Origin of the sequence: Archaeoglobus neptunius (assembly GCF_016757965.1) — an archaeon.
In the GTDB taxonomy this organism is placed as follows: Archaea; Halobacteriota; Archaeoglobi; order Archaeoglobales; family Archaeoglobaceae; genus Archaeoglobus; species Archaeoglobus neptunius.
On record NZ_JAEKIW010000007.1, the window covers coordinates 116,690 to 138,848 of the forward strand.

27 protein-coding genes are annotated in these 22,159 nt (G+C 46.4%); 14 read left to right on the forward strand and 13 right to left on the reverse strand.

All coding sequences use genetic code 11. The annotated features are described in order from the left end of the window. Positions 1–65 precede the first annotated feature (65 nt). The 8 genes from JFQ59_RS06875 (at position 66) to JFQ59_RS06910 (ending at position 4,264) form a co-directional block, all read left to right on the forward strand. Positions 66–926 carry a phospholipase C/P1 nuclease family protein gene (locus JFQ59_RS06875; RefSeq protein WP_202319674.1) on the forward strand — a complete coding sequence of 287 codons (861 nt, stop codon included), beginning with the start codon at positions 66–68 and terminating at the stop codon, positions 924–926. Between the two features lie 10 nt (positions 927–936). Beyond that, positions 937–1,641 carry a hypothetical protein gene (locus JFQ59_RS06880; protein WP_202319675.1) on the forward strand — a complete coding sequence of 235 codons (705 nt, stop codon included), beginning with the start codon at positions 937–939 and terminating at the stop codon, positions 1,639–1,641. A gap of 10 nt (positions 1,642–1,651) precedes the next feature. Next, positions 1,652–2,293, forward strand: a complete 642-nt coding sequence (locus JFQ59_RS06885) for a hypothetical protein (RefSeq protein WP_202319676.1) — start codon at positions 1,652–1,654, stop codon at positions 2,291–2,293. Between the two features lie 147 nt (positions 2,294–2,440). Then, positions 2,441–2,728, forward strand: coding sequence for a hypothetical protein (locus JFQ59_RS06890; RefSeq protein WP_202319677.1), 288 nt, complete (start codon positions 2,441–2,443; stop codon positions 2,726–2,728). 149 nt (positions 2,729–2,877) lie between these two features. Continuing rightward, on the forward strand, positions 2,878–3,102 hold the full coding sequence (locus JFQ59_RS06895) for a hypothetical protein (protein ID WP_202319678.1): 225 nt from the start codon (positions 2,878–2,880) through the stop codon (positions 3,100–3,102). Then, positions 3,099–3,269, forward strand: coding sequence for a hypothetical protein (locus JFQ59_RS06900; RefSeq protein WP_202319679.1), 171 nt, complete (start codon positions 3,099–3,101; stop codon positions 3,267–3,269). The genes JFQ59_RS06895 and JFQ59_RS06900 overlap by 4 nt, the downstream gene beginning before the upstream one ends. After that, positions 3,247–3,582: a hypothetical protein gene (locus tag JFQ59_RS06905; RefSeq protein ID WP_202319680.1), complete on the forward strand. Its 336-nt coding sequence runs from the start codon at positions 3,247–3,249 to the stop codon at positions 3,580–3,582. The genes JFQ59_RS06900 and JFQ59_RS06905 overlap by 23 nt, the downstream gene beginning before the upstream one ends. A 31-nt stretch (positions 3,583–3,613) precedes the next feature. Further along, a complete protein-coding gene (locus JFQ59_RS06910; protein ID WP_202319681.1) occupies positions 3,614–4,264 on the forward strand; it encodes a hypothetical protein in 651 nt (216 codons plus the stop codon). 97 nt (positions 4,265–4,361) lie between these two features. On the opposite strand, the gene JFQ59_RS06915 is transcribed toward JFQ59_RS06910, so the two are convergent. The 3 genes from JFQ59_RS06915 to JFQ59_RS06925 all read right to left on the reverse strand — a co-directional run bounded on the left by JFQ59_RS06915 (position 4,362) and on the right by JFQ59_RS06925 (position 6,204). Continuing rightward, on the reverse strand, positions 4,362–4,895 hold the full coding sequence (locus JFQ59_RS06915; protein ID WP_202319682.1) for a FumA C-terminus/TtdB family hydratase beta subunit: 534 nt from the start codon (positions 4,893–4,895) through the stop codon (positions 4,362–4,364). Positions 4,896–4,899: 4 nt separating this feature from the next. Further along, positions 4,900–5,718 (reverse strand): fumarate hydratase, encoded by an 819-nt coding sequence (locus tag JFQ59_RS06920; RefSeq protein WP_202319683.1) that lies wholly within the window; start codon positions 5,716–5,718, stop codon positions 4,900–4,902. A 69-nt stretch (positions 5,719–5,787) separates the two neighbouring features. After that, entirely contained in the window at positions 5,788–6,204 is a 417-nt protein-coding gene (locus JFQ59_RS06925; protein WP_202319684.1) for a hypothetical protein, read from the reverse strand. A 192-nt stretch (positions 6,205–6,396) separates the two neighbouring features. Between JFQ59_RS06925 and cdhA the strand changes: the two genes are divergently transcribed. From cdhA to JFQ59_RS06950, 5 genes are all read left to right on the forward strand, one after another. Continuing rightward, positions 6,397–8,793: a CO dehydrogenase/acetyl-CoA synthase complex subunit alpha gene (cdhA, locus tag JFQ59_RS06930; protein WP_202319685.1), complete on the forward strand. Its 2,397-nt coding sequence runs from the start codon at positions 6,397–6,399 to the stop codon at positions 8,791–8,793. A 5-nt stretch (positions 8,794–8,798) separates the two neighbouring features. Beyond that, positions 8,799–9,344 carry a CO dehydrogenase/acetyl-CoA synthase complex subunit epsilon gene (cdhB, locus tag JFQ59_RS06935; RefSeq protein ID WP_230972347.1) on the forward strand — a complete coding sequence of 182 codons (546 nt, stop codon included), beginning with the start codon at positions 8,799–8,801 and terminating at the stop codon, positions 9,342–9,344. Positions 9,345–9,366: 22 nt separating this feature from the next. Beyond that, positions 9,367–9,591: a hypothetical protein gene (locus tag JFQ59_RS06940; protein WP_202319687.1), complete on the forward strand. Its 225-nt coding sequence runs from the start codon at positions 9,367–9,369 to the stop codon at positions 9,589–9,591. A gap of 517 nt (positions 9,592–10,108) precedes the next feature. Then, positions 10,109–10,246, forward strand: coding sequence for a hypothetical protein (locus JFQ59_RS06945; RefSeq protein ID WP_202319688.1), 138 nt, complete (start codon positions 10,109–10,111; stop codon positions 10,244–10,246). 48 nt (positions 10,247–10,294) lie between these two features. Further along, positions 10,295–11,464 carry an Nre family DNA repair protein gene (locus JFQ59_RS06950; protein WP_202319689.1) on the forward strand — a complete coding sequence of 390 codons (1,170 nt, stop codon included), beginning with the start codon at positions 10,295–10,297 and terminating at the stop codon, positions 11,462–11,464. Here the strand turns inward: JFQ59_RS06950 and JFQ59_RS06955 are convergent. Both JFQ59_RS06955 and JFQ59_RS06960 read right to left on the reverse strand, forming a co-directional pair. Beyond that, positions 11,433–12,569 (reverse strand): MFS transporter, encoded by a 1,137-nt coding sequence (locus JFQ59_RS06955; protein WP_202319690.1) that lies wholly within the window; start codon positions 12,567–12,569, stop codon positions 11,433–11,435. The genes JFQ59_RS06950 and JFQ59_RS06955 overlap by 32 nt on opposite strands. Continuing rightward, positions 12,562–12,867, reverse strand: coding sequence for a PadR family transcriptional regulator (locus tag JFQ59_RS06960; RefSeq protein ID WP_202319691.1), 306 nt, complete (start codon positions 12,865–12,867; stop codon positions 12,562–12,564). The genes JFQ59_RS06955 and JFQ59_RS06960 overlap by 8 nt, the downstream gene beginning before the upstream one ends. A gap of 78 nt (positions 12,868–12,945) precedes the next feature. Here JFQ59_RS06960 and JFQ59_RS06965 point away from each other — a divergent pair, with 78 nt between their 5' ends. Then, positions 12,946–13,851 carry a formylmethanofuran--tetrahydromethanopterin N-formyltransferase gene (locus JFQ59_RS06965; RefSeq protein ID WP_202319692.1) on the forward strand — a complete coding sequence of 302 codons (906 nt, stop codon included), beginning with the start codon at positions 12,946–12,948 and terminating at the stop codon, positions 13,849–13,851. A 54-nt stretch (positions 13,852–13,905) separates the two neighbouring features. On the opposite strand, the gene JFQ59_RS06970 is transcribed toward JFQ59_RS06965, so the two are convergent. The 8 genes from JFQ59_RS06970 to JFQ59_RS07005 all read right to left on the reverse strand — a co-directional run. Continuing rightward, positions 13,906–14,487 (reverse strand): dockerin type I repeat-containing protein, encoded by a 582-nt coding sequence (locus tag JFQ59_RS06970; RefSeq protein WP_202319693.1) that lies wholly within the window; start codon positions 14,485–14,487, stop codon positions 13,906–13,908. A 22-nt stretch (positions 14,488–14,509) separates the two neighbouring features. Continuing rightward, positions 14,510–15,037 (reverse strand): cohesin domain-containing protein, encoded by a 528-nt coding sequence (locus JFQ59_RS06975; protein WP_202319694.1) that lies wholly within the window; start codon positions 15,035–15,037, stop codon positions 14,510–14,512. Between the two features lie 9 nt (positions 15,038–15,046). Next, positions 15,047–16,834, reverse strand: coding sequence for a cohesin domain-containing protein (locus tag JFQ59_RS12680; protein ID WP_202319695.1), 1,788 nt, complete (start codon positions 16,832–16,834; stop codon positions 15,047–15,049). Positions 16,835–17,017: 183 nt separating this feature from the next. Continuing rightward, a complete protein-coding gene (locus JFQ59_RS06985; protein ID WP_202319696.1) occupies positions 17,018–17,347 on the reverse strand; it encodes a P-II family nitrogen regulator in 330 nt (109 codons plus the stop codon). Positions 17,348–17,357: 10 nt separating this feature from the next. Continuing rightward, positions 17,358–18,557 carry an ammonium transporter gene (locus JFQ59_RS06990; RefSeq protein WP_202319697.1) on the reverse strand — a complete coding sequence of 400 codons (1,200 nt, stop codon included), beginning with the start codon at positions 18,555–18,557 and terminating at the stop codon, positions 17,358–17,360. 138 nt (positions 18,558–18,695) lie between these two features. Next, positions 18,696–20,048 (reverse strand): MFS transporter, encoded by a 1,353-nt coding sequence (locus JFQ59_RS06995; RefSeq protein ID WP_202319698.1) that lies wholly within the window; start codon positions 20,046–20,048, stop codon positions 18,696–18,698. A 41-nt stretch (positions 20,049–20,089) separates the two neighbouring features. Then, positions 20,090–21,520 (reverse strand): acetyl-CoA hydrolase/transferase family protein, encoded by a 1,431-nt coding sequence (locus tag JFQ59_RS07000; RefSeq protein WP_202319699.1) that lies wholly within the window; start codon positions 21,518–21,520, stop codon positions 20,090–20,092. A 208-nt stretch (positions 21,521–21,728) separates the two neighbouring features. Then, the coding region (locus JFQ59_RS07005) for a DDE-type integrase/transposase/recombinase (RefSeq protein WP_202319700.1) at positions 21,729–22,159 on the reverse strand (431 nt) is incomplete at its 5' end.

Consider the following 22,159-nt stretch of genomic DNA (forward strand, 5'->3'; position numbering starts at 1 on the left):
GAAATATAAACCATAGGTATCAAAAAACTTAAGTTACGAGATGACAAGTCAATGACGGTGGTAGCGTGGCAGGGTGGAAGAGGTTTGTAAGCCTGTTGGTGCTGGTGCTGGTGATGGTTGGAAACGCGCTGCCGGTGATGGCTGCGGAAATTGACAGCCAAGAATTCAAGCAGCAGAAGCTGAAGTTCATGTTCGTCAAACTTCTCTGGGAAAACTGGCCGCACAAGGATTCTGGATATGAGATAAAATGGGGAGGTTCGACACACAAGACAATCGCTGGAGAAGTTGGTAGAGCGATGGGTATTGGAGACCCCTATCTGACCACATTCAGAGAGTATTCTGTTAAGCCTGATGAGGAGGATTCAATGTGGTGGCCACCATGGTGCCCCGATAGGCTGTGTAAACACGTTTACGATCCCGAACTTCATTTCGGAAGTGCCCCTCAAGCGTGCAGTGAAAAAGCATGGGATGCTATCAGTAACTATCGCCAAGGAAAATTGAGAGAAGCTTATCAGGAGCTTGGTAGAGCCGCGCACTATCTTATGGATGTGGGTAATCCGTATCATTCAAATCTTGAAGGAGATCCACATACAAACAAGCTCAAACATGATTTTTATGAAAAATACGTTGAAGGGAACATCCAAAAGTTGGGGCTTGATACAATTGCATATTCTGCCCCTAAGATAACAATTACGAATCCCTATACCGCAGTTGAAGAGCTGGCAAGTTTTTCGAGGATGTATAAATACTCTCTTGACTCAGCTATAGGCGTTCGATGCAACTTCTACGACCCCACAGGAGTTTGTTTGGAATGGGAAGCGTATGCCGTTGATGAAGCTCTCATAAAAATGGTTGCAAAAACTATGATTCAGAAAACTGCCGGATACACAAAGGGTCTAATAGAATACTTTGAACGTAACAACTGAGGTGATAAATTTGAGAGAACATCTGAAAAACGCTCTTAAAATTTTTTTAGCTCTCAGCATCATTCTTTTCCTGTTTTGGGTATTCTTCATCCTGCCCCTCATCATAGAGTTCAACAACACTCCTCCAAATCTGATGCTCGTCGTAGAATCTGACTCTCTTGTTGAGAACGTTACTTTACTTTTCCCCATCTACACCTACGCTAACTGGAGTGTCGAGTTTTCTGATTGCGTAGGTGCTGAGTGCAACATTTCAGTTGTTGAAACCGAATACGGAAAGATGTGGAAGATCTGGATGAGTGATGTTGGTTGGACTGAGGAAGAGGTTAAGAGGGAGGGTGTTGGAGAAGAGGGGGCAGGAAGTGCGACGGTCTTCGTACAGCCCTACACGTCAAACCAGCCACCGATAGATCTGTTCAGCATAAACCTGAACCCCACGACAAAGTATAAAGAGGAAGTTTCGGAGAGCGGAAGATACTATGTCAGAACCGCCAACATCACGATTCCGGTGTGCGTGGAGTATGAGGGTAACCTCACGGAAATAAAGGTTAAGCTGGTGGTTCAGTCAGGACTTTACGGCATTCTCGGGATAATACCATGGTCTCCGAAGCATGATGGAAAAGTGTACTCAGGAATGAGGGAGGATGAGTTCCTCCTGGATTTCAAGGGGTGCAGAAATGTCACTGGGTTTTCGAAGATAGATATCGTGTACCAGTAGAGGTGGTAAATTGCCAAACAGGATTTTGGCTGTCGTCATTTTCTTATTACTTCTACTCGCAATAGGCTACTGGTTCTCCAGCAGCTTTTTTCTCCAGTTTCTGGAGCTTAAGGGGGAGTGGCATTACGAAATCAAAGCCGAAGGAGATGTCAGAAACCTAACACTGATGATCCCCATGGTCGAGATTAAAAATGCCAGAGCAACTCTTAACCCCAACGTGTCGATTGTTGAAACCGAATATGGGAAAATGGTGAGAACCCGAGTTTCTGAGCTTGATTCAAAAACGCTGGTTTATGAGATTTCCATGCACAAGGTGTTCGACATCTTCAATGCTACCCTCAATTGTGAAAGGGAGCTGATCTCAAAAAGCAAGGAAGAGACTTGTGATAACTGCAACTGCTACAACTGGGTGTACAAGATCAGATGTCCGATATACGCAGATTACGATGGAGACGGAAGTGTTAGGGTTGAGTTGTGGATTCACTCTGGTCAGAAATTCAAGCCAGTCTTCTTCACCTTCACGCTGCCTGACGGACCTTTTTACAAGGGCAAGCATTATTCTGGACACAGGTTTGTAAGTTTCATCGTTAACAGCACAGGGTATGCTGAGGTTGAAGGGGAGGATAAGACCTATGCGTGCTTTGTCGGGTAAAAAACATGGTTTTCAACAGCTTATTTCTGCTACATTCCATCACTCCCGATCGAAAAGAGTTGTCTGCGAAGTTGCATGCAACTTCCTCCTGAGCTATGAAGCTTGCAGTCTCGGTGTAGGAGAAGTTTGCAGGAGGGCTGGCTTGTGTTGAAGAAGAATTTAATATTCTTAATTTATGGATTTTTAATTTTTTCGTCTGTTTTCATCCCAAAAAGAATAATCGACTGGCTTTACGCAGAACAAGGTTTTGTTTCAGAGAGTATTCGACTCGGTCTTTCAGCAGCATCTTCCGTATTTTTTGTGGTTGTAGTACTTTTCATTGCTGAAAGACAGGTTGGGCTCGGAAAGAGGCACGTCATCATCGCTGGAGCGTTTCTTGCCCTGCTCATATGCATGTATCTGTACTTTTTCGAGTTTGTGACTGGAGGTGATTGAATGAGACGTTTTCTCGTACTTTTCCCACCTACACTTAATTCAACTGACATTTAGAATAATCTTAGAGAACCATAGTAAACTTTCAGAAATATAACCATAGGTATCAAAAAACTTAAGTTACGTTATGGCAAGTCAATGACGGTGGTAGCGTGGCAGGGTGGAAGAGGTTTGTAAGCCTGTTGGTGCTGGTGATGTTGGGGAGTGCTGCTTCAGCAGTTGCGTGGGGTGGACCAACTCATTACAGCATCGTAAAGAAGTTTGATGTTAAGATAAGTAAAAACAAACTCAGCAAGTTGTATGTGGAGAAACTTAGGGAAAAGACGGACTTGAAAAACAATTTGATGATTAAATGCCCGGCTTTCGACTGCTATTGATTATCGCCATTATTGCATCCATACTTTTCATTACTCAAGCTCAGGTTAACATTGTCGAGTACCATGTTGTCGTTGATCCGATAAATTGCAGTGAGGCTGTAACGGTTTACGTTCCGGTAGCGCTAAAAGAGGACGGAAGCGTTCATGAGGTTATGTACAGCGGTTAAAGGTCATTATTCACACAGAGTTCCAGTTCTTGGCGAGCTTGATGCCATCAAACCGAGTGCTGCGAAGATCAAATCCCATTATGAGCCGGCAGAAGTTTACATCTACATGTCTGGATGCGCTAAGATTAACCTCAAGTTCGAGACTTGGTCAAAGTGTTCTGGATTGGCATTGCCGATGCATACAGGCTACGTCTGGGGATTCTGGTTTGATGGTTACAGGGAGAAGGTAACTCTAAAAGAGGGGGTGGAGCAACTATACAGTTGCATGCATGGTCGTCTGAGTAGCTTAAGCCTCAAAACCCTTAACTCATAACTTATAAGCAAAGTTAAGGAGGTGCACAGCCTTGGACGTAAAGAGGATTGTAGTTACTATCATCTCTCCACTTATCCTGCACTTCTACATCCCAATTCCGGTTGCCATTGCATTGGTGAGGAGAAATTTCCTGTACGCTCTCCTACCCATCATTGCCGCGACATTCTTAGTCTCAGACAGAATCAGCTACGGCCCCTTTATCCTGTACCCGGTTTCACACTTCACAATTCCAGCACTCGCACTGTTTGCAGCCATCATTACCCTCTCTATTCTGCTCGCAAGACACGAGAGGGTTTGGAAAATCCTCATCTTCATTGTTATTGCGATTTCCATACTGCATTCTCTAACTCCAGTTTTCAAGATAAGTGGTGAATGTTCCGGATGCAGAGAGGTTGTGATTAACTTTCTGGACTCAAAAACCGTGTTCTGCTTACGTTTAAGCTCAGGAATGGTTTCTGAAACGAAATACTACCACCTGACCATCTTCCCTCTGAAGTCCGAAGGGGTGATTGTTACAGGGCTGCATCCTGTGAGATTAAAAATCGACTCCGCTTTCAGCTTTGCAGGAGGGCATGCTTCATTCTACGCTGGTGATATCAGAAGCCTGGAGCTTTGCTGTTATCCTGAAACAATCATCGGAACGATACCCGTTCCGGTGTGCAGTAGTTTAAATCTGGAGTGATTTTGATCGTTTATGCAGTTATGGATGCAAAGAGAAGATAGTTAAAAAGCTGATTGCAGATTTTTTGCACCTTGTCGTGCATTTCTGCAGTGGAAAATCACCTGTAAAGGCTGTTGCCATGCGCATCAATTGCCACAATACATGGCCCGAACCTTTCCACTTCAAAGATCCAAACGGCTTCCGGCATACCGAGATCCTCCCAGATAACGTCCTTAACCCTCCTGATTTTCTGGGCGGCAAGTGCTCCTGCACCTCCTGTAAAAGCAAGGTACACTGCCTTACCCCTCATAGCCTCAACAACGTCATCGCTCATGCCCCCCTTACCGATTATGGCCATGCAGGTAACCCTCTCAAGAATCTTCGGTGTGAAGGGGTTCATTCTCGCCGATGTTGTTGGACCTGCTGAAACAACCCTCCACTCACCATCCTTCTTGACGAGAGGTCCGCAGTGGTAGACAACAGCCCCCTCAAACGAAAATGGAAGCTCCTTACCTTCTTCCAGATATTCAAGAGCCCTTGCATGAGCTTCATCTCTTGCGGTGAATATCTCTCCGGTGATGTAAACAGAATCACCAACTCTGAGCTTCAGCAACTCGTCTTTAGATAGAGGGGTCCTGATTTCGTACTCCATAATATCACCTCAACACGACTTCAGCCCTTCTGTTTGCCCAGCACTGTATGTTAACAGCAACAGGGAGAGAGGCAGTATGGCAGTGCCCCATCTCGACAAGAACTGCAAGCGCTGTAGTTTTTCCACCGAGCCCCATCGGTCCGATATTGAGCTCGTTTATCGCCTCAAGAAGTTCGAGCTCGAATTCACTCATGTCCAGCACATTCCTCAGCAAAACCTTTTTTGCAAGCTTTGCAGCACCATCAAAGGTCCCACCAATCCCCACTCCCACAAATATTGGAGGACACGGCTTTCCACCCGCTTTCAACACGGTTTCAACGACAAAATCCTTTATTCTGGACACTTCGGTCGGCAGCATCATCTTCAGCGCTGAAACGTTCTCACTCCCGGCCCCTTTTGGCATAACAGCGATTTTGATCCGGTCCCCCTCAACAAGTTCGATGTTAATGGGTGGCGTATGCAGACCCGTGTTGTCTCCGGAGTTCTCTCTTGTTACTGGATGCACGGCGTTCGGTCTCAGGGGAATTTCTGCTGTGGCCCTCCTGACCCCCTCTCTTATCGCTTCACGTAAGTCAAAATCAAGATCAATCTCCCTGCCAATTTCCACAAAAAACACTGGAATACCCGTGTCCTGACACATTGGTACTTTGAGTTTATTTGCAGCATCGATATTCCTGAGAATTGTTTCAAGATTTTTCCTTGCAATTTCATTTTCTTCCCTTTCAAGGGCGTTTTTGATGGCTTTAACGACATCTTCAGGAAGTTCGGTGTGCGCCCTCCTCAATATCTCAACGGTCGAGCTCACAACAAGATCGAAATCCATATCCTGATTATGCCTGATCAGGTATAAGCTTTCCGGCTGTTGTGATTTTGAAAAAATAAAGAAAAATCTCTAAATCCGAGCCTCCTCGTACCCCCTTTTCAATGCAATAGCGTGTGAGTAACCCATTTTTCTGTAAACTATGCCCATTAGCTTTTTAATATCAAAGATGCCCAGTTTCGCCATTGCGCCAAGCATCGCTATTTCAGGCGTGCTTCCACACGATCTGGCTATTTTGTCCGCATTTATTGCGATCATACCGTTTTCAGGTAACTTTTTGGAGTTTATCAGAGCCTTGCAGTCATATTTTCCCCGGCCCCCTCTGCAGACTATCATAAGCTTCTTTTTTGCACCACTCAGCTTCAGCCTGAATCCACCATCTATCTCCTCAAACTCCTCAATATTACCCGTTTTCAGAGCCTCCTTCAGTAAATTTCCGATCTCTTTTTCGCCTATGAACTCTATTTCGTACGATCTTACCACCTCCATTTAGTAATGTTAAATAATGATATAATCCGGTATTTAAGCTTTTTGATCGGATATTAACTTTAGCCAACAGCGTAGCAACAAATAATAAAAAACGCAGGCTTATCAAGCAGTTTTTTTACTTTGGAATTAACCGGGAAAACTTTATAAAGTATAATTCCGTAGTTATTTTCCAATAAGCGGTGGTGTTGTAATATGTTTGAGCTGAAAAAGGGAGCTTTTGTTTTGGATGAGCTAAAAAACGTAAGTATCAGAATTGGCAGAGTTGTGGAGGAGGAAGAGGAAGAATGGGAGGAAGCAGGACCGACACCGAAGCCGGGAATTCTTGAACTGAGAAAATGGGATCATACACTGCTAGAACGCTATGAGCCATTCTACGCTCCCATGCAGGATTTCTGCAACCTATGCACAATGGGGCCGTGCGATCTCTCGATGAACAAGAAGGGGGCCTGTGGAATCGACCTCAAAACTCAGAAGGCGAGACTTGTGACCATCGCCTGCTGTGTGGGTGCTTCTGCTCATACGGCCCACGCCAGGCATCTTGTAGATCATCTGATTGAGGAGTATGGTGAGGATCTGCCAATCGATCTGGGACCGGATGTGAATGTGGAAGCTCCGGTGATGAGGACGGTGGTTGGAATAAAGCCGAAAACTCTGGGTGATTTGAGAGAGGCCCTTAGCTGGGCGGAAAAGGAGATTGTTAAAGTTCTTCATTCAGTCCATATTGGAAATGAGGAGAGTTACATTGACTACGAAAGCAAGGCCCTGCATGTGAGCATGGCTGACCATGTTGGCATGGAGGTTGCCGACATTGCCCAGATCGTTGCCTATAATTTCCCCAAAGCAGAACCCAATACACCTCTCGTTGATACGGGATTTGGCATAGTCGACAGATCCAAGCCGACGATTGTGGTTGTGGGACACAACGTCATGTATGCCAGACCAATTTCCGATTATCTGGAAGAGCAGGGAAGGATAGACGACTTTGAAGTTGCAGGGCTGTGCTGCACGGCACATGATATGACGAGATACAACCAGAAGGCAAAGATATTCGGGCCGATATACTACCAGCTCAGGGTTATAAGGGCCGGTCTGGCGGATATTGTTGTCAGCGACGAGCAGTGCATAAGGGCAGATCTGCTGGATGCGTGCAAGAAGGCCGGAGTCCCGCTCATAGCAACGAGCGATGCTGCAGCAAGGGGATTGCCCGATGTCAGCGACTGGCCGGTGGAGAAGATTGTGGATGCTTTAGTAAGCGGAAAGCTGCCCGGAGTTTTCCTGCCAGTTCCGGAGAAGGTTGGTCAGGTTGCACCACTTGTTGCCGAGGCCGTTTTCAGGAAGCATGGGGGGGAGAGAAAGTACCGGTTCTTTGAGGACGACAGTGCCTTCAGAGAGGAAATCGAAAAGTGCACCCAGTGCATGAACTGTGTTTTCACATGTCCACACAGTCTGAGAGTTGATCAAGGAATGGCTCATGCCCAGAAAACCGGAGACGTCAGCAAACTGGCAAAGCTTGAGGAGATCTGTATAGCGTGCGGCAAATGTGAACAGGTCTGTCCCAAGAACATCAAGATAATCAACGTCATAATGAGGGCCAACTATGACAATCTTTACAACAAGACTGGCAAGACGAGGGTCGGGAGAGGGCCGATACAGGACACCGAGATCAGGAAGGTGGGACAGCCAATAGTTTTCGGGCAAATTCCCGGGGTTATTGCCGCTGTTGGTTGCATAAACTATCCCGACGAGATGAAGTCAATCGTGGAAATTCTTGAGGAGTTTCTCAAGCGCCGGTACATCGTTGTAACCTCCGGCTGTCATGCGATGGATATAGGCATGATAAAGGATGAAGAGGGCAGGACTCTGTATGAGAAGTATCCCGGAAACTTCGATGCTGGTGGCCTTGTTAATGTGGGAAGCTGCGTAAGCAACGCCCATATAAGCGGAGCAACCATCAAAATCGCCAACATTTTTGCTATGCGTCCTCTGAGGGGCAACTATGCGGAGATCGCAGACTATGTCCTGAACAGAGTTGGGGCAGTAGGCTTTTCATGGGGCCCGTACAGCCACAAGGCTGCCTCAATTGCCACCGGCTTCAACCGCCTTGGAGTGCCGGTCGTTGTTGGGCCGCATGGCACGAAATACAGAAGGGCTTACATCGGTAAGCCGTGGAAAAAGGACCGGTGGTGGGTTTACGACATAAAAACGAGACAGAAAGTCTTTATCGAACCTGCGCCAGATTCACTGCTTGTGGCTGTTGAAACAAAGGAGGAGGCCATAGTTCAGCTTGCGAGGCTTTGTATAAGACCCAATGATACCTCTGCCGGCAGACAGATTAAGCTGACCCACTACATCGAGCTTCACCAGAAGTACTACGGCGATCTCCCAGATGACTGGCACCTCTATGTGAGGAGCGAAGCGGATCTACCGCTTAAGCAGAGGGAGGAGTTGCTGAAGATTCTTGAAGAACAGTATGGCTGGAAGATTGACTGGGAGAAGAAAAAGATTGTCGAGGGTCCGATCAGACACTACGATGCTGGCTTTAACCCGACGATTGTGGAGGAGGTTTACGAGAAATACACAAGGGGGTGATATGGATGGCGGTAACCAAGGAAGAAAAGTATCCCTCTCCCAAGAGATTTGACATAGCGGATATTCAGGTGAGCAGGGAGTCCACAGCAGTAAAGCCGAAAATAGTTGCAAACATGATAAAAAGGGCCAAAAGACCGCTGCTCATTACCGGCGGGCAGTTGCTGAAGGATGAAAAGCTCGTGGATTTTGCAGTGAAATTTGCTGAGAAAGGAATTCCCATAGCTGCAACCGCTGGATCAAGCAGACCGCTGATAGAGAGGGGTGTCAGGCCGATCTCGAAGACATACACGCTACACCAGATAACGCAGTTCCTGCAGGATGAGGAGTTTCAGGGCTTTGACGGGCAGGGTAACTATGACACCGTCATTTTTCTCGGATTCCTGCCCTACTATCTCTCAAGGATGCTGTCCTCGCTGAAGCACTTCACAAAAATTACCACTATAGCCATCGATGAATTCTATCAGCCTCACGCCAAGTTCAGCTTCACGAATCTTACAAAGGACAGGGAGCTTTACCACTCGATGCTCGAAGAAGTCCTGCAAAACCTTTAACATCTTTTTTAATGGTGGTGATATGGACAGGAAGGCCAGAGCTATGCTCATGCTGGGTGTTCTGAACGACGCATTCGGAGACACCAGAAATATGGTTTACTACCTTCAGGATTTCGTCATGTCTCATGTTGACTGGGATGAGATCAGAGAGTTTGGTGTTGATGAAGTTCTGGACTCTGCAAGAGACCTCGAAAAACTCATTCTGGAAAAGATGGAACGTTTGAAAGAGGTCATTGAATCTGACTAAAAGGCCTCAGAAACCTGCCCAGCATTGCTGCAGGCGTCAACATCCTTTCAGCGTATGTCAGGCTCACATCAATGAGAACAGCTATATAATGATTGCCGGAATTGCACCCAACAGGATTTTTGCTGTGTTGAAACTGACAAGCCCCTGGTAGATGAACCCTCCCGGTTCACCAGAGACCCTATTATTGCTGTGGGAATCGCAATTGAATTGGCAAGAATGGCTGCGAATTTCAGAGCGGCAAACATTGCTGGGAAGGCATTTGGAAATCTGACGTGTCGGATTATTTCCAGCGTCAACCCTATACCCATGGATGCTTCAATGAGCTCCCTGTCCACTTCGGAAAGTCCAACGTAGTGTTCTTTACTATTCACAGCAGAGTTCTGGGGAATATCGCAAAAACCGTTGACTCAGCTTTTTCAGCCCACTCTTTTCAGCAAAGTTCTTCTTCACAGCTATAGTATAGTCATCCCTGAATCCAAGCTTTGCCAGCGTAGATTCAGGCAATCTTTTTCTAACAATGCTGTATAGGGATAAAGACGGAAGCTGGCATGGTGAAAAAGGAATCGGAAGCGTTTTCAGAGTCTCAGCCGATCTGGATATGTTCAGAGAGTTCAGGGAGAAGGATGATACCTATGCCAAAAGGTGGAGGAAATGAGGTATCAGAGCATAACAATGCTTTAAAATCATAATCAGTCTATGCAGTATGGTGAGGTGTGCGGAATGCAAGGGTAATTTGCTGTGCGGAAGGAGTAAATGTCCGCTGGTTGAAAAGTACAGATTTTTGAAGAACATCAGGATCGACAGAAGAATTCTTGATCCTTCACCACCCTCCATTTTTGTCGGCAGAGTGGGGTATCCAAGGGTTTACGTTGGCCCGCTGATCGCCATAGATTCCGATCCCGTTTACGCAGATGCTCCGTGGCTGTGGAATGATATGGAAGAGGTTATAAGAATCAGAACATCTCTGCTCAGGGCATCAACACGAATGAGGGTTGAAGACGTCAGATCAGAGAGCAGACAGGTTGTTGAGCTTCAGGAAATGACGGCTGCGATCAGGCCGGTGGATGTGGAAGCTGAGATAAAGAAGCTGAGCAGAAAGGCTGAATTTGACGATGTCATTCAGCCTGTGGGATATTCTGCAGTCGTTGAAAGGCTGAGAATTGCTGAGAATCCGAAAATTCCTGACAGGGTTGAGAAGGTTTACTACGACGAGCTCAGGGCTCATGAAGGTTTGTTTGACCTGTATAATCACGGTTTTTCAACATACTACCTCCAGAAGATTTTCTCAGCAGGCATGCTGGGGAACAGACAGAACAGAAAGCTCGTCCCTACAAGATGGAGCATAACAGCCGTGCACAGCATACTGGGTGAGCAGATAAAGAGGGAAATCGCCGACCTTGATGCGATCAGCGATACTAGGCTGTTCAGTTTCGAACACTTCGGGAACCATTTTGAGGTGATACTGTATCCTGGCAGATATTTTTTCCAGCTTGTGGAGATCTGGCAGAGAAAGTCATTCTGGAGTCCGAAAGAGGACTGGGTTGGGGTGGACAGTGAGGATATAAGGGTGAAGAAGGACTACTCCCCTCTGGGTGGTGGCTATTACGCAGCAAGATTGCCCGTGCTTGAGTATCTCAGAAGAAAAAGAAGGCAGGCCTCGGTTCTGATAATCAGAGAAATAAAACCGTCCTACTATGCTCCACTCGGCGTCTGGGTGGTTGAAGAAGGGGTTAGAAAGGCTCTCAATTCAAATCCAGAGGTTTTTGACTCATTCAGCGAGGCGTTCGAAAGGGCCGCATCAAGAATTGAGTGTGACAGAAGAAAATGGAGTCACCACGTTTTCAGACAGACATCACTGTCCTCATTTTTCTGACAATTGCGTAGAGGACAACAAGTGCAGCGAACTCGGCCGATACAACGAAAGCCGTGAGAAGATTGAAAGACATCTCGTAAAGTGCGCCTATAATCACACCTCCAGCAAGCCATGCAAAGCCGTATGCGGTGTTGAAAATTCCGTACGCTGTGCTCCTCTTTTCAAGTTTGACGAGGTCGGCTACCGATGCACGCATTACAGTCTCCTGCATCCCCATTACCGCTCCCCAAACGACAACACCGAACAGTGCAAGATCCGTGAAGGAAAGGAGGGTGAGTGGGATGAGAAGGGGGATTGCGATTAGAACACCAAAACCGATTCTGTCATAAGCTCTTCCTGCTATAAGAGCGGATACTGCATCAATACCCATCGCAACAGCGTATAAGAGCGGAATAACGGAATCGGAAAATACGGAGTTAACCTTGAAGTGGTAGGCTATTATCGGAAAGCTGGCAAAGCCCATGACACTTGAAAACACAAAAAGCGTGTAGAGCCAGAAAACGTCCTTTTCCTCAACCTCAGCTCGCTTTTCCTCAAATTTCCTGGGAGAGGGATACTGGAATCTGGCGAAGGTCAGCACTGCAATCGTTGCCAGGGCTGGTATTGCCAGGACAGCAAAACCTTCCTGATAGTTGTATTTCAAAAGTGCTGCAGAAAGTATTAGCGGTCCGATGACAGCACCAATCTGGTCCATGGCTTCGTGAATTGCAAATCCCCACCCCCTGCCGATCTCTCTGGTGGCGAAGGACAGCATTGCATCTCTCGGGGGAGACCTTATTGCCTTTCCCAATCTCTCGAGAATGATCAAAACGGCTGCAATCTCCCATCTATTTGCCAGAACGAGAAGTGGAATGCACAGGATCATTGCGTAACCCAGAAAGGTCATCGGCCAGTACCGCTTCGTTCTGTCTGCAACATATCCCGACAGCAATCTGAAGGCGTAACCTGCAAACTCACCGAATCCTGAAATAAACCCGACAAGAACTGCACTGACGCCAAATGTTGCGAGAAATGGACCGACTACACTTCTTCCCCCTTCGTAAGTTATATCTCCCAAAAGGCTCACTATACCCATCAGAAGTATGAACCTGGTTGCCCTATTCATTTTCTCCCACCATCTCCCTGAAAAGCTCTTCCACCCTGTCCTTTGCCTCCTCCAGAATCTTGACTCCCTTTTCTGTAGCTCGATAAACTCTCCTGATTTTGCCGTCAACAACAACTTTTCTGGATTCCAGCAAACCCTCTCTCTCCATCTCGTGGAGTATAGGGTAGAGTGTTCCGGGGCTGAGGGAATAACCGTGCCTGGCCAGTTCTTCAATCATCCATTTACCGTAAATTTCCCCTCTGGATGCATGGTAGAGTACGTGGAGTCTCACGAATCCCAGGAACAGTTTTCGAATCATATCGACTTTCGATATCGACTTTCGATTTAAAAAGGTTGCCAACGTCAATCTTTTTATAGTTTCTTGAGACCTCCTAACATGCTTGAACTGAATGGTGTGCCGGTTGATGACACCTATTGTGAGGCTTTTGATGGGATATACTCAAGAATAATTGTGACAGCAAAGCACAAGTGGCTGCTGAAGAGAGCAGCTTACTCTGCCACTGCCCTGCCTTCGACGGTTTTTGGAGAGGCGGAAGGTGGAGTAGAGCGCTGGCTATCACCTCAAGAAACTCCCGACGGAAGGCTTGGAGCAATCTGCCAGATATGGGTCCAGAAATCGAAAAAGTTTCTGGATGTGCTTATGAGGGAGATGGGTAAAAGGATAAGGCAGGGAATTCTCGTTGTACCGACAACGAGGGTTTTCAACGCAACCGACAGCGAAAATTTCTTTGATGCTGAAATCAACGTGGGAAGATGTGGGGATGGTTATGAGTGGGAGGAGGAAATGTGGAGCAGAAAGGTCATCAGGCTTCCGATCATGTTTGGTGAATTCATAATCGAGAGGTACATTGGCTACGCCGAGGGTATTGCAGGAGGAAATATCTGGTACTTCTGCGAGAGTGAGGAGGCGGCACTGGAGGCTGGAGAAGCTGCTGTTGAGGCTCTCAAGGAGGTTGATGGTGTGATAACTTCATTTGACATCTGTTCGGCTGGCAGTAAACCGGAAACCAAGTATCCTGAAATCGGTCCAACGACAAATCATTACTTCTGTCCAACCCTGAAAAATAAGATACCGGACTCAAGGGTTCCTGAAGGTGTAAAATCCATACCCGAGATTGTCATTAACGGGATAAACAGGGAGGCAGTTGAGAAGGCCATGTATGTATGCATGGATGTCGTGAGCAGGATTGATGGAGTCGTGAGGATCTCTGCCGGCAACTATGAAGGAAAGCTGGGACAGCACAGGATATATCTGAAAGATGTAATTGAGAAATTCTCCTGAATTCTTTATCTTTTTATTTCGCCCGTCCAGAATACTTGCTGGAAAAATAAGAATTCAAACAAATTTGGACAGAAAGCTGATTAATGTCACTTTAATATGATTAACAATACCAACTCCCTCCAGTTTTATTTTACCATCGTCTATGGCCTTCTTTAATGCTTTCGGGTCTTTGGAATCCAGTAACTGTCTCACGACTTTCTCCGTAGTATATGCGTTCATCGTCGGATTTTCAATTCCGCCTTTCATGAATTTCCTCAACTCACCATTCTCAATGACGACTCCAATTGTTAGCTTAGAACCGTCATTCTCTGTAATTATCCAGTTCATCCTTGCATCTTTTAAAATGCTGCCAACTTTGTAATTGTTAACGATTTCGCCAAGCTCAAAGAAAAGCTCGTCTTTATCGCCAGTTGCAAGCATGAGTATTTTGAACGCATCGTATGCTGTTATTCTACCGTCATAGTTCATGTCTGCGACCATGTCAGGCTTGAGCTTTCCAACGGACATCTTTAACGCAATTAAAGCGTCAACGCTCGTTATGTTTCCATCGTTGTTGCAGTCTCCTTTCATTGTTGTTGCTGAAACTGCTGTGGTTAAAAATCCAAATGTGAGCAGAATCAAAAAAAGATGTTTCATGCTTTTTCACTTTCTTCCTTCCTTATCTTTTACCCTTGCTTCTCAAAGCCAGCGTGACCAGTGCGGCGATAGCTATTCCGATTTCAAAGTCCGGGCTTTTCTTTTCCTCCTTTCCAGCAACAGTAATCTTTCCATCCTGCCTGTCAACCTTTATATCAACGTGTGTGTTGACATCGTATGCCTTTACGCTCTGGATTGTTAACGGCGACTCCCCTTCCTTAAGAGCTTTGAATTCTATCAAAGCTACAGCTCCATCCCCGTTTATACCCCTGGAATCTGCGAGGCTTATGGCAACCACACCTTCCTTGCTGTTGGATGAGATCAAACCCCTGTTCAACTCTCCCTTACCAACCGATTTTACTTCAACTACTGAAGGATCGTAAGATATAACTATGTCCATGCTACCCACATTTTTCGCCCCCTCAACCTCAACTGCTACCTCTATTGTCGATCCAACACCCCCAGTTGTCTCAGGAAGTTTCACTGTTAGGGCTGATGCCGTGCCTACTGTCAGGAGTATTAAAATGATTGCAAACAGTCTTGCAAACATCGTATCACCTCATTTACCGATTCCAAGTTCAATAAACTTCTTCGTTTGCTCAAACATGTTCTTTGTTGCAATTTTCAGAATATCGGTAGCATCCTTCGCCAGAACCTTGCCATCCCCGTCCATGTCAGCCACAGGCTTGGCTTCTATTTTGCCGATGGACATCTGCAAGGCAAGCAGGGCGTCGAGGCTGTTTATCACACCATCTCCGTTTACATCTCCCTTATTTGCCTCCTCCTCGCTTGTAATCTCGAATGTTCCGTTTATGATTAACGGCTTTATCTGCGACCCATCAACGTCGTAAATGTCTGCTTCCTCAACCGAAATGGAATATACATCAGATATCTCTTTCAGACGGAGCAGATTTTCGCCAGCAATTCTCTTTCTTCCAGACTCTTTTCCACCAGACTCCTTTTCCTTTGCTTCCATAACCCTGAATTTCATGTAGAACAGAGAACCATCCCCGCTTATTCCATTGGTGTCAGAGACTCCGATTTTTATCTTCCCATCCTCAACATTGTAGTCAAAAAGCGAGTTCTCGGTCAGCGACCCCTGAATCACATCAACAACTTCGAGCACATCCTTTGGATAGGCTATAATGAGGTTCATGCTACCGATTTTGTTTGCCTTCTCAATTTCAACAGGAATTTGCACTTCATCCCCGTACGAAGCCTGTGCAGACCCAACAGTAATTGCGGTCATGGCGGGAAAAGCGGGAACAAAGTTCAGGTTGAAAGAGCCAACCACAACCTGATTCTTCTTCATCACAGCATACAGCTCTAAATCGCGGTCAGTATCTTCGCCTCTGAACACCAGAATGCTTCCATCGTAGTTCACGAGGGGAACGGATATCCTTTTGAGACCTGTGGATATTATTTTCTCCTCTCCACTCCCATCGGAGTTTACTGCAAAGATTTCCCAGCCATTGGTGTAAGAGTACTTTATGTAATAAACCCTGCTTCCATCCCCGCTTATTACCGGGTAAGCGTCTTCTTCATTGACGAGCTGCATCAAGTTGCCATTCTGGTAGATGAAGATGCCGTTTCTCCCACCCAAGCTTTCAGACTTCATCGGAAACACAACTTTCCCATCATCGCTTGCAGATGGAGGATAGAGAATGTGCTCATCTTCTGAGGCGGTGTAAATTTCAGCAGGCTGTGATGGTGCGAGATTCGATAGGTAGACATGCTTCACGCAGTCATAGCAGGTGGAATCCACGAAGCTGTGTTTGTATCCGCCCGAAGACCTCGTTGGCAGATAGTTGGAGTAAAGCGTCGGATCCAGAAATACAGATGATGCTTTATGCTGTGCTCCCGTTGCTGTGTAAATGTACTTGATTTCGAAAAAGTCGAGGTCGTAAACTGTGAGAACGCTACCATCATGGTTCAGCAAAGGAACGACCCAACCCAGAGCCTCGACTAAAGGTGCTGTTTGCTGCCATCCGTTTTCCTCGCTTACAACATACACCTCCCTCAAATCAGAGTTATACTCGACAAACGCAATTTTCGATCCATCTCCTGAAATTGTAGGCCAAGAATCTTCGTAAACATTGTTCGTTATCCTCTCGATCTTTCTTGTCACCAGATCCATCAGGAAAACTTCTCTGTCCCATCTCGTAACTGTGTTTCCATCCGTATCCGAGATAAAAACGATTTTCTTGCCGTCAGCGGTCATACTGCCTCCATATATCAATTCATCAACGCTGTTGTCTGTAAGCTTAACAAGCTCCCATTCTTCTGCGCTAACTGGCATCAAAAATGCCAGAAAGGCGAGCAGTGGGTAAACCCAGATTTTTTTCACATTATCAACCCCAACATCTCGTTCTGAAAAATTGTTTTTTATATTTTATTTACTTTTCGTTCAGGTATCAATACGAAAGTTTCCGTTAAACTCTGGAGTGGGACATATCGGCTGCGAACCGAATCCCGGTAATTTGATATTCAGACATTCTGTGTAAAGCAGAAATATTAGAAGGAAAATATTTTAAATAATTTCCTCACCAGTGCGTATCTTTATTGATTTCTCCACCGGAACAACGAAAATCCTTCCGTCTCCGAATTTCCCTGTTCTGGCGGATGTTGCTATTGTTTCTATCACCTCATCAACGTCCTTGTCTGAAACGACGACTTCTATCTTTGTCTTCTGGAGCAAATCAACCTCGACTTCCCTTCCCCTGAACTGAAGCTTGATTCCCTTCTGCTCACCTCTTCCCTTCACTTCTGTAACCGTCATTCCGACAAATCCCTTTTCTTCCAGTGCCTTTTTTACACACTCCAGCTTTTCGGGCCTTATAACGGCAATCACCATCTTCATTCAGATCACCTCACGTATATGCTACCTCCTCATGCTGGGAGATGTCCAGTCCAACGTACTCTTCCTGTGGATCCACTCTTAATCCGACAGTCGCATCCACGATTTTTGCAATTATTAGCGAGACTGCGAATGCATAGACCAGAGTTGAAATCGCTGCAATTAGCTGTGAGGTTATAAGCTGCGAGCCGCCAAACACCAGACCTGCATAGCCATTTATTTTCGGATTGGCCAGCAGTCCAACAGCAATGCTGCCCCAGAGTCCACCAATTCCGTGCACGGCCCAGGCGTCGAGGCTTTCGTCTATTCTCTTCTTTATTCTGAAGTCCATCGCTGCGTAGCATATCACACCAGCGACGAGACCTATGATCACCGCCCCCTTCACATCCACAAAGCCGGCGGCAGGGGTTATGGCTGCAAGACCTGCAATTGCACCGCTCACAATCCCGAGACTTCCCGGTTTCCCTCTCGTCCATCCAATAATCATCCATACCAGGCCTGCAACGGCTGCTGAGGTGTTCGTGACGACAATTGCATTCGCAGCAAGTCCGTTTGCAGCCAGAGCGCTTCCTCCATTGAATCCAAACCATCCAAACCAGAGCAATGCCGCCCCAAGCAGAGTCATTGGGATGTTGTGCGGCTCTATCGAGTACTCCTCAAACCCCGTTCGTCTGCCAACCACAAGGGCCAGAGCCAGTGCTGCAAATCCCGAGCTGATGTGAACGACCATTCCCCCCGCAAAGTCAACTGCACCCAGTTTTGCGAGCCATCCACCGCCCCACAGCCAGTGTGCAAATGGTGCATAAACGAATGTGACCCACAGAACACTGAACAGGATAAAGGCCGACAGTTTCACCCTTTCTGCAATTGCCGACGTCAGGATAGCAACGGTGACTGCCGCAAACATCATCTGGTAGATTACAAACAGCATGTGTGGAATCTCCAGTCCTTTGAGGTCTTCAATGCCTATACCGTTGAGCATTGCGTAATTCAGGCTCCCTGTAAATCCCATAATGTCACTGCCGAAAGCAAGAGAGTATCCGTACAGAATCCATAGAATACTTACGATTATCAGAGATACGAAGCTCAGTGCTATCATGTTTACCGCATTCTTTCTTCTCACCATTCCTGCATAAAAGAATCCCACTCCGGGAATCATGAGCATAACTAACGCTGTAGACACCAGTATCCATGCTACATCTCCGCTATTCATGTTCTCAGATTTTAAGTTGGATTTAAAAGTTTTTTGCACAAAATCGACAATTAGGTAAAAAATCCTCAGGAATTTGGTAAAAAATTAAATATTTTTTACCACGAGCGTTAGCAATATACAATACAAATATAAAAAATTTTACTGTCTTATTTTTCCCCTGCCGAGTGAGGCAAAAATTCCGATGAAACAAAGTGCCGTAAAGATCTCAAAGGCCAGTCTGACACTTTCCATAAAGTAGGGGTATGTTTCAGGTGTTATACTCGCTTTTCCTATGGTTATTGAGAATACGAGCATTACCAGCGCCATACTGAGCGTCTGACCCACAAGCCTCATCGTTGCAACCATCGCTGATGCAATACCGAAAAATCTCTTCTCCACGGAACTCATTATTGCATTTGTGTTTGGTGATGTGAAAAGGGCAAGACCAAAACCGAGCAGCACCAGATCGGCCATGACTGTGTTGAGAGAAGTCTCCGATTCAATACTGGAGAAGAGGAATAGAGACAGTGATGTCAGTGCCATGCCTGCAGAAGCCACGACTCTGGGTTCTATCCTGTCAGAGATCCATCCGGCAATGGGAGCAAACACTGCCATAACAACCGGCTGGGAAACGAGTATCACCCCGGCCTGCTGCGCATCGAACCCCTTTATGTATTGCAGATACAGGCTGAGCAGAAAACCCGCAGCAAATGTTGAGGTATAGTTCAGCAGCGCAGCTAGACTTGACAGGGAAAATGTGGGGTTTTTCATGAACAGTCTGATATCAAACACGGGTTGGTCTTTTTTGCTCTCGTGGACTGCAAAAACCACCAGCAGCATCAGCCCTGCAGCCAAAAAAAGAAGCTGGTATTCCGTAAAGCCATATATTATGAGGAGGAGCATCAATGCGTAGATGATGGAGCCTGTCAAATCGAATTTCTCGCCCTTCGCATCTGCCCACTCACCTCTCAGATACATGAGGGCTACAGCAAGTCCGGCAATTCCAGAAATGGCGTTGAAGAGAAATACACTTTTCCATCCAAGGTTATGGGTCAGATACCCACCAAGAAACGGTCCCAGACTCAGACCTACATAAACAGAGCCGGTATTGATGCCTATCACCTTTCCCCTCTCCTCTGGGGGAAACACCGACGTAAGAATCGCCACAGATGTGGCAAAAATCATCGCCCCACCAATTCCCTGAAAAGCTCTGAATGCTATCAGGGATTCTGGAGAAGTCGATATGGCCGACAGGATCGATCCGGCGCTGAAAACTGTAAGTCCGGACACAAAGACCCTCCTTCTTCCAGCGATATCGGCCAGTCTTCCAAAAGGAACGGAGAACATACCTGCAGCAAGCAGATACGATGTGGCAATCCATCCGAGAGTTATTGCACTGGTCTGAAACTCCCGCCCGATCGAGGGGAGGGCCACATTGGTGGCAGATCCTATGAATGGGGTCAGAAATGAGGAAATGCAGGCAGAAAGCAGTGCTGCTTTGCGAACATCCACACAATAAATATGCTTGATGCCTTTTAAAATTTTTTAAAAATTTAATCTCTTTTGTAAAGCACGTAGTCCGGCTTCCCTGCCGGGATGGTGTAATTCGGCGGGAATATTCCTATTTTCTCGGCCTCATTCGCTAACCAGTCTCTGTAGTCGGGATGGGCCAGGTGGATCATGGCAATTGCTCTGTCCTTGACGGTTAGGCCTCTCAGGTATGCCACGCCCCACTCGGTAGCAACAACCTGAACCATGCTTCTCGGCACGGTGATGGCCGCACCTGCAGGAAGTATTGGCTTTATTCTTGACGTTCCGTTGTGGGTTGAGTACATAGCGAGAACGCTGATACCCTGCCTGTCCCGGCTGAACAGACAGCCCATCACAAAATCCAACTGTCCTCCTGTACCGCTTACCTGATAAAGCTTGCCTGTTGGCGAAATCAGACCCATCTGCTCGGAGTTTATCTGTCCCATCAGGTCTGCCTCCGCCGCCTGATTCAGCGAAAACATCTTGGGCTGCTGAGCTATGATGAACGGATCGTTCGTGTAGTCCACTGGATACGTGGCCACCTCGGGGTTTTTGTCGAGGTAATCATACAGCTTGAGGCTTCCGAGTGCAAAGGTGAACACACTCTTACCTCTGTCAAGCCTCTTTTCGCTGTTTGTCACGATCCCTTCTTCTATCAGCTCCAGCGTACCATCTCCAATCATTTCTGTGTGCACTCCCAGATTCCTGTACCCGCATTCCTTGAGCAGCTTAACAACGGTGTCCGGCAACCCACCAATTCCCACCTGAATGGTGGAGCCGTTTTGGATGAGCTTTCTGCCGTTCTTCAACTCAGCGTTAATTATGTTCTCAGCAATCATTTCGTCCTCTCTGGATGGTGGTGGTGTGAATGGTATGAATGGCACCGGCAGCTCTCTGTCTTCGACAATGTAATCGACCTCGGAGATGTGAATGCACTCGTCGTAACCTCCGTTGATCCACGGCATGTTTTCCTTCACCACAACCACGACCTTCTCTGCCACCTCTGTAATGGCCTTTATGTGAGAGCAGGTAAGGCCGAAATTGAAGTAACCGTGCTTGTCCATTGAAGTTGTGACTATGTAGGCGATGTCTATAGGTTCATACAGGTTGACATACTCTCTCACGATCCTGGGGACATCATGATACAGGTTTGGCCTGAAAACGCAGGGACCGAATTCCTTGCTCCTCGATCTTACCGGTCGGTAGAGAAATCCGCTCCACCACTCGAAAACTTCTCCTGACGGGTCGGCCTTCAGGATTTCATAGTTGGCGAGGTCTATAAACGTTCCAACCTTGACGTTTTCCAGCTCGTCCTTCCTCATCGCCAGATATTTGTCTATTATAAGAGCAGTATTCGCTGCACCGCCAAGCTGTATGTTCATGCCATTTTCTACAAGACCAGCAGCTTCCTCAGGACTGATCAGCTTCTTCTCATACTCTTGCTGGTAATTCATTTTTCACACCTCTTCATTAGAAAATTATGCACAATATTTAACGTTTTTCAAATTAAAAAACAGTCTGATTAATCCTTCTGGAAATTGGAGTGGTTGATGGTTTTATCTTTCAATTTTAAAATATCACATTGAGAATATTATATAAACTTATCGGTTTTGATACGTTAGAATATTATGAAATGCCAGCTTGTGATATCCCGAAATAATTTCACTCTTCAAACAACCACCTTCCGTACTCAAACACCCTTTCAGCAGGCAACTTCCTGAGAAAAGCCTGATAGGGAGTCTCAAGTTCATCAAAATTCAGACTCATGTGTGGCTTTACGTAATTATACCACTCAACGAACTCCTCCACTGAACCAAACAGGTTAAGCTTCTGCCCCATCAAGCCGAAGAACCTCTCCACCTTCCCGTTGGTTTGAGGATGGTTTACTCTCGCCAGAATATGTCTAACCCCATTCTCGGCCAGAAACTCCTTAAACCTGTGCTTAGCTTTCTCTCTGCTCTTAGCTGCAACGAATTGAGTTCCGTGATCGGTTAGGATTTCATCAGGTATGCCGTATTCAGCAAATCCTTTCCTGAGAACTTTGATTGTGTTCTCAGTTGTAGCGGAATTGAATAGCCCGTAACAAGTAATGA

Coding starts and splice junctions, on each gene's coding strand:
- JFQ59_RS06905 (WP_202319680.1), top strand. CDS start 3,247: ATGAGGTTATGTACAGCGGTTAAAGGTCATTATTCACACAGAGTTCCA.
- JFQ59_RS06915 (WP_202319682.1), bottom strand. CDS start 4,895: ATGGAGTACGAAATCAGGACCCCTCTATCTAAAGACGAGTTGCTGAAG.
- JFQ59_RS06920 (WP_202319683.1), bottom strand. CDS start 5,718: ATGGATTTCGATCTTGTTGTGAGCTCGACCGTTGAGATATTGAGGAGG.
- JFQ59_RS06925 (WP_202319684.1), bottom strand. CDS start 6,204: ATGGAGGTGGTAAGATCGTACGAAATAGAGTTCATAGGCGAAAAAGAG.
- cdhA (WP_202319685.1), top strand. CDS start 6,397: ATGTTTGAGCTGAAAAAGGGAGCTTTTGTTTTGGATGAGCTAAAAAAC.
- cdhB (WP_230972347.1), top strand. CDS start 8,799: ATGGCGGTAACCAAGGAAGAAAAGTATCCCTCTCCCAAGAGATTTGAC.
- JFQ59_RS06940 (WP_202319687.1), top strand. CDS start 9,367: ATGGACAGGAAGGCCAGAGCTATGCTCATGCTGGGTGTTCTGAACGAC.
- JFQ59_RS06945 (WP_202319688.1), top strand. CDS start 10,109: ATGCTGTATAGGGATAAAGACGGAAGCTGGCATGGTGAAAAAGGAATC.
- JFQ59_RS06950 (WP_202319689.1), top strand. CDS start 10,295: ATGGTGAGGTGTGCGGAATGCAAGGGTAATTTGCTGTGCGGAAGGAGT.
- JFQ59_RS06955 (WP_202319690.1), bottom strand. CDS start 12,569: ATGAATAGGGCAACCAGGTTCATACTTCTGATGGGTATAGTGAGCCTT.
- JFQ59_RS06960 (WP_202319691.1), bottom strand. CDS start 12,867: ATGATTCGAAAACTGTTCCTGGGATTCGTGAGACTCCACGTACTCTAC.
- JFQ59_RS06965 (WP_202319692.1), top strand. CDS start 12,946: ATGCTTGAACTGAATGGTGTGCCGGTTGATGACACCTATTGTGAGGCT.
- JFQ59_RS06970 (WP_202319693.1), bottom strand. CDS start 14,487: ATGAAACATCTTTTTTTGATTCTGCTCACATTTGGATTTTTAACCACA.
- JFQ59_RS06975 (WP_202319694.1), bottom strand. CDS start 15,037: ATGTTTGCAAGACTGTTTGCAATCATTTTAATACTCCTGACAGTAGGC.
- JFQ59_RS06985 (WP_202319696.1), bottom strand. CDS start 17,347: ATGAAGATGGTGATTGCCGTTATAAGGCCCGAAAAGCTGGAGTGTGTA.
- JFQ59_RS06990 (WP_202319697.1), bottom strand. CDS start 18,557: ATGAATAGCGGAGATGTAGCATGGATACTGGTGTCTACAGCGTTAGTT.
- JFQ59_RS07000 (WP_202319699.1), bottom strand. CDS start 21,520: ATGAATTACCAGCAAGAGTATGAGAAGAAGCTGATCAGTCCTGAGGAA.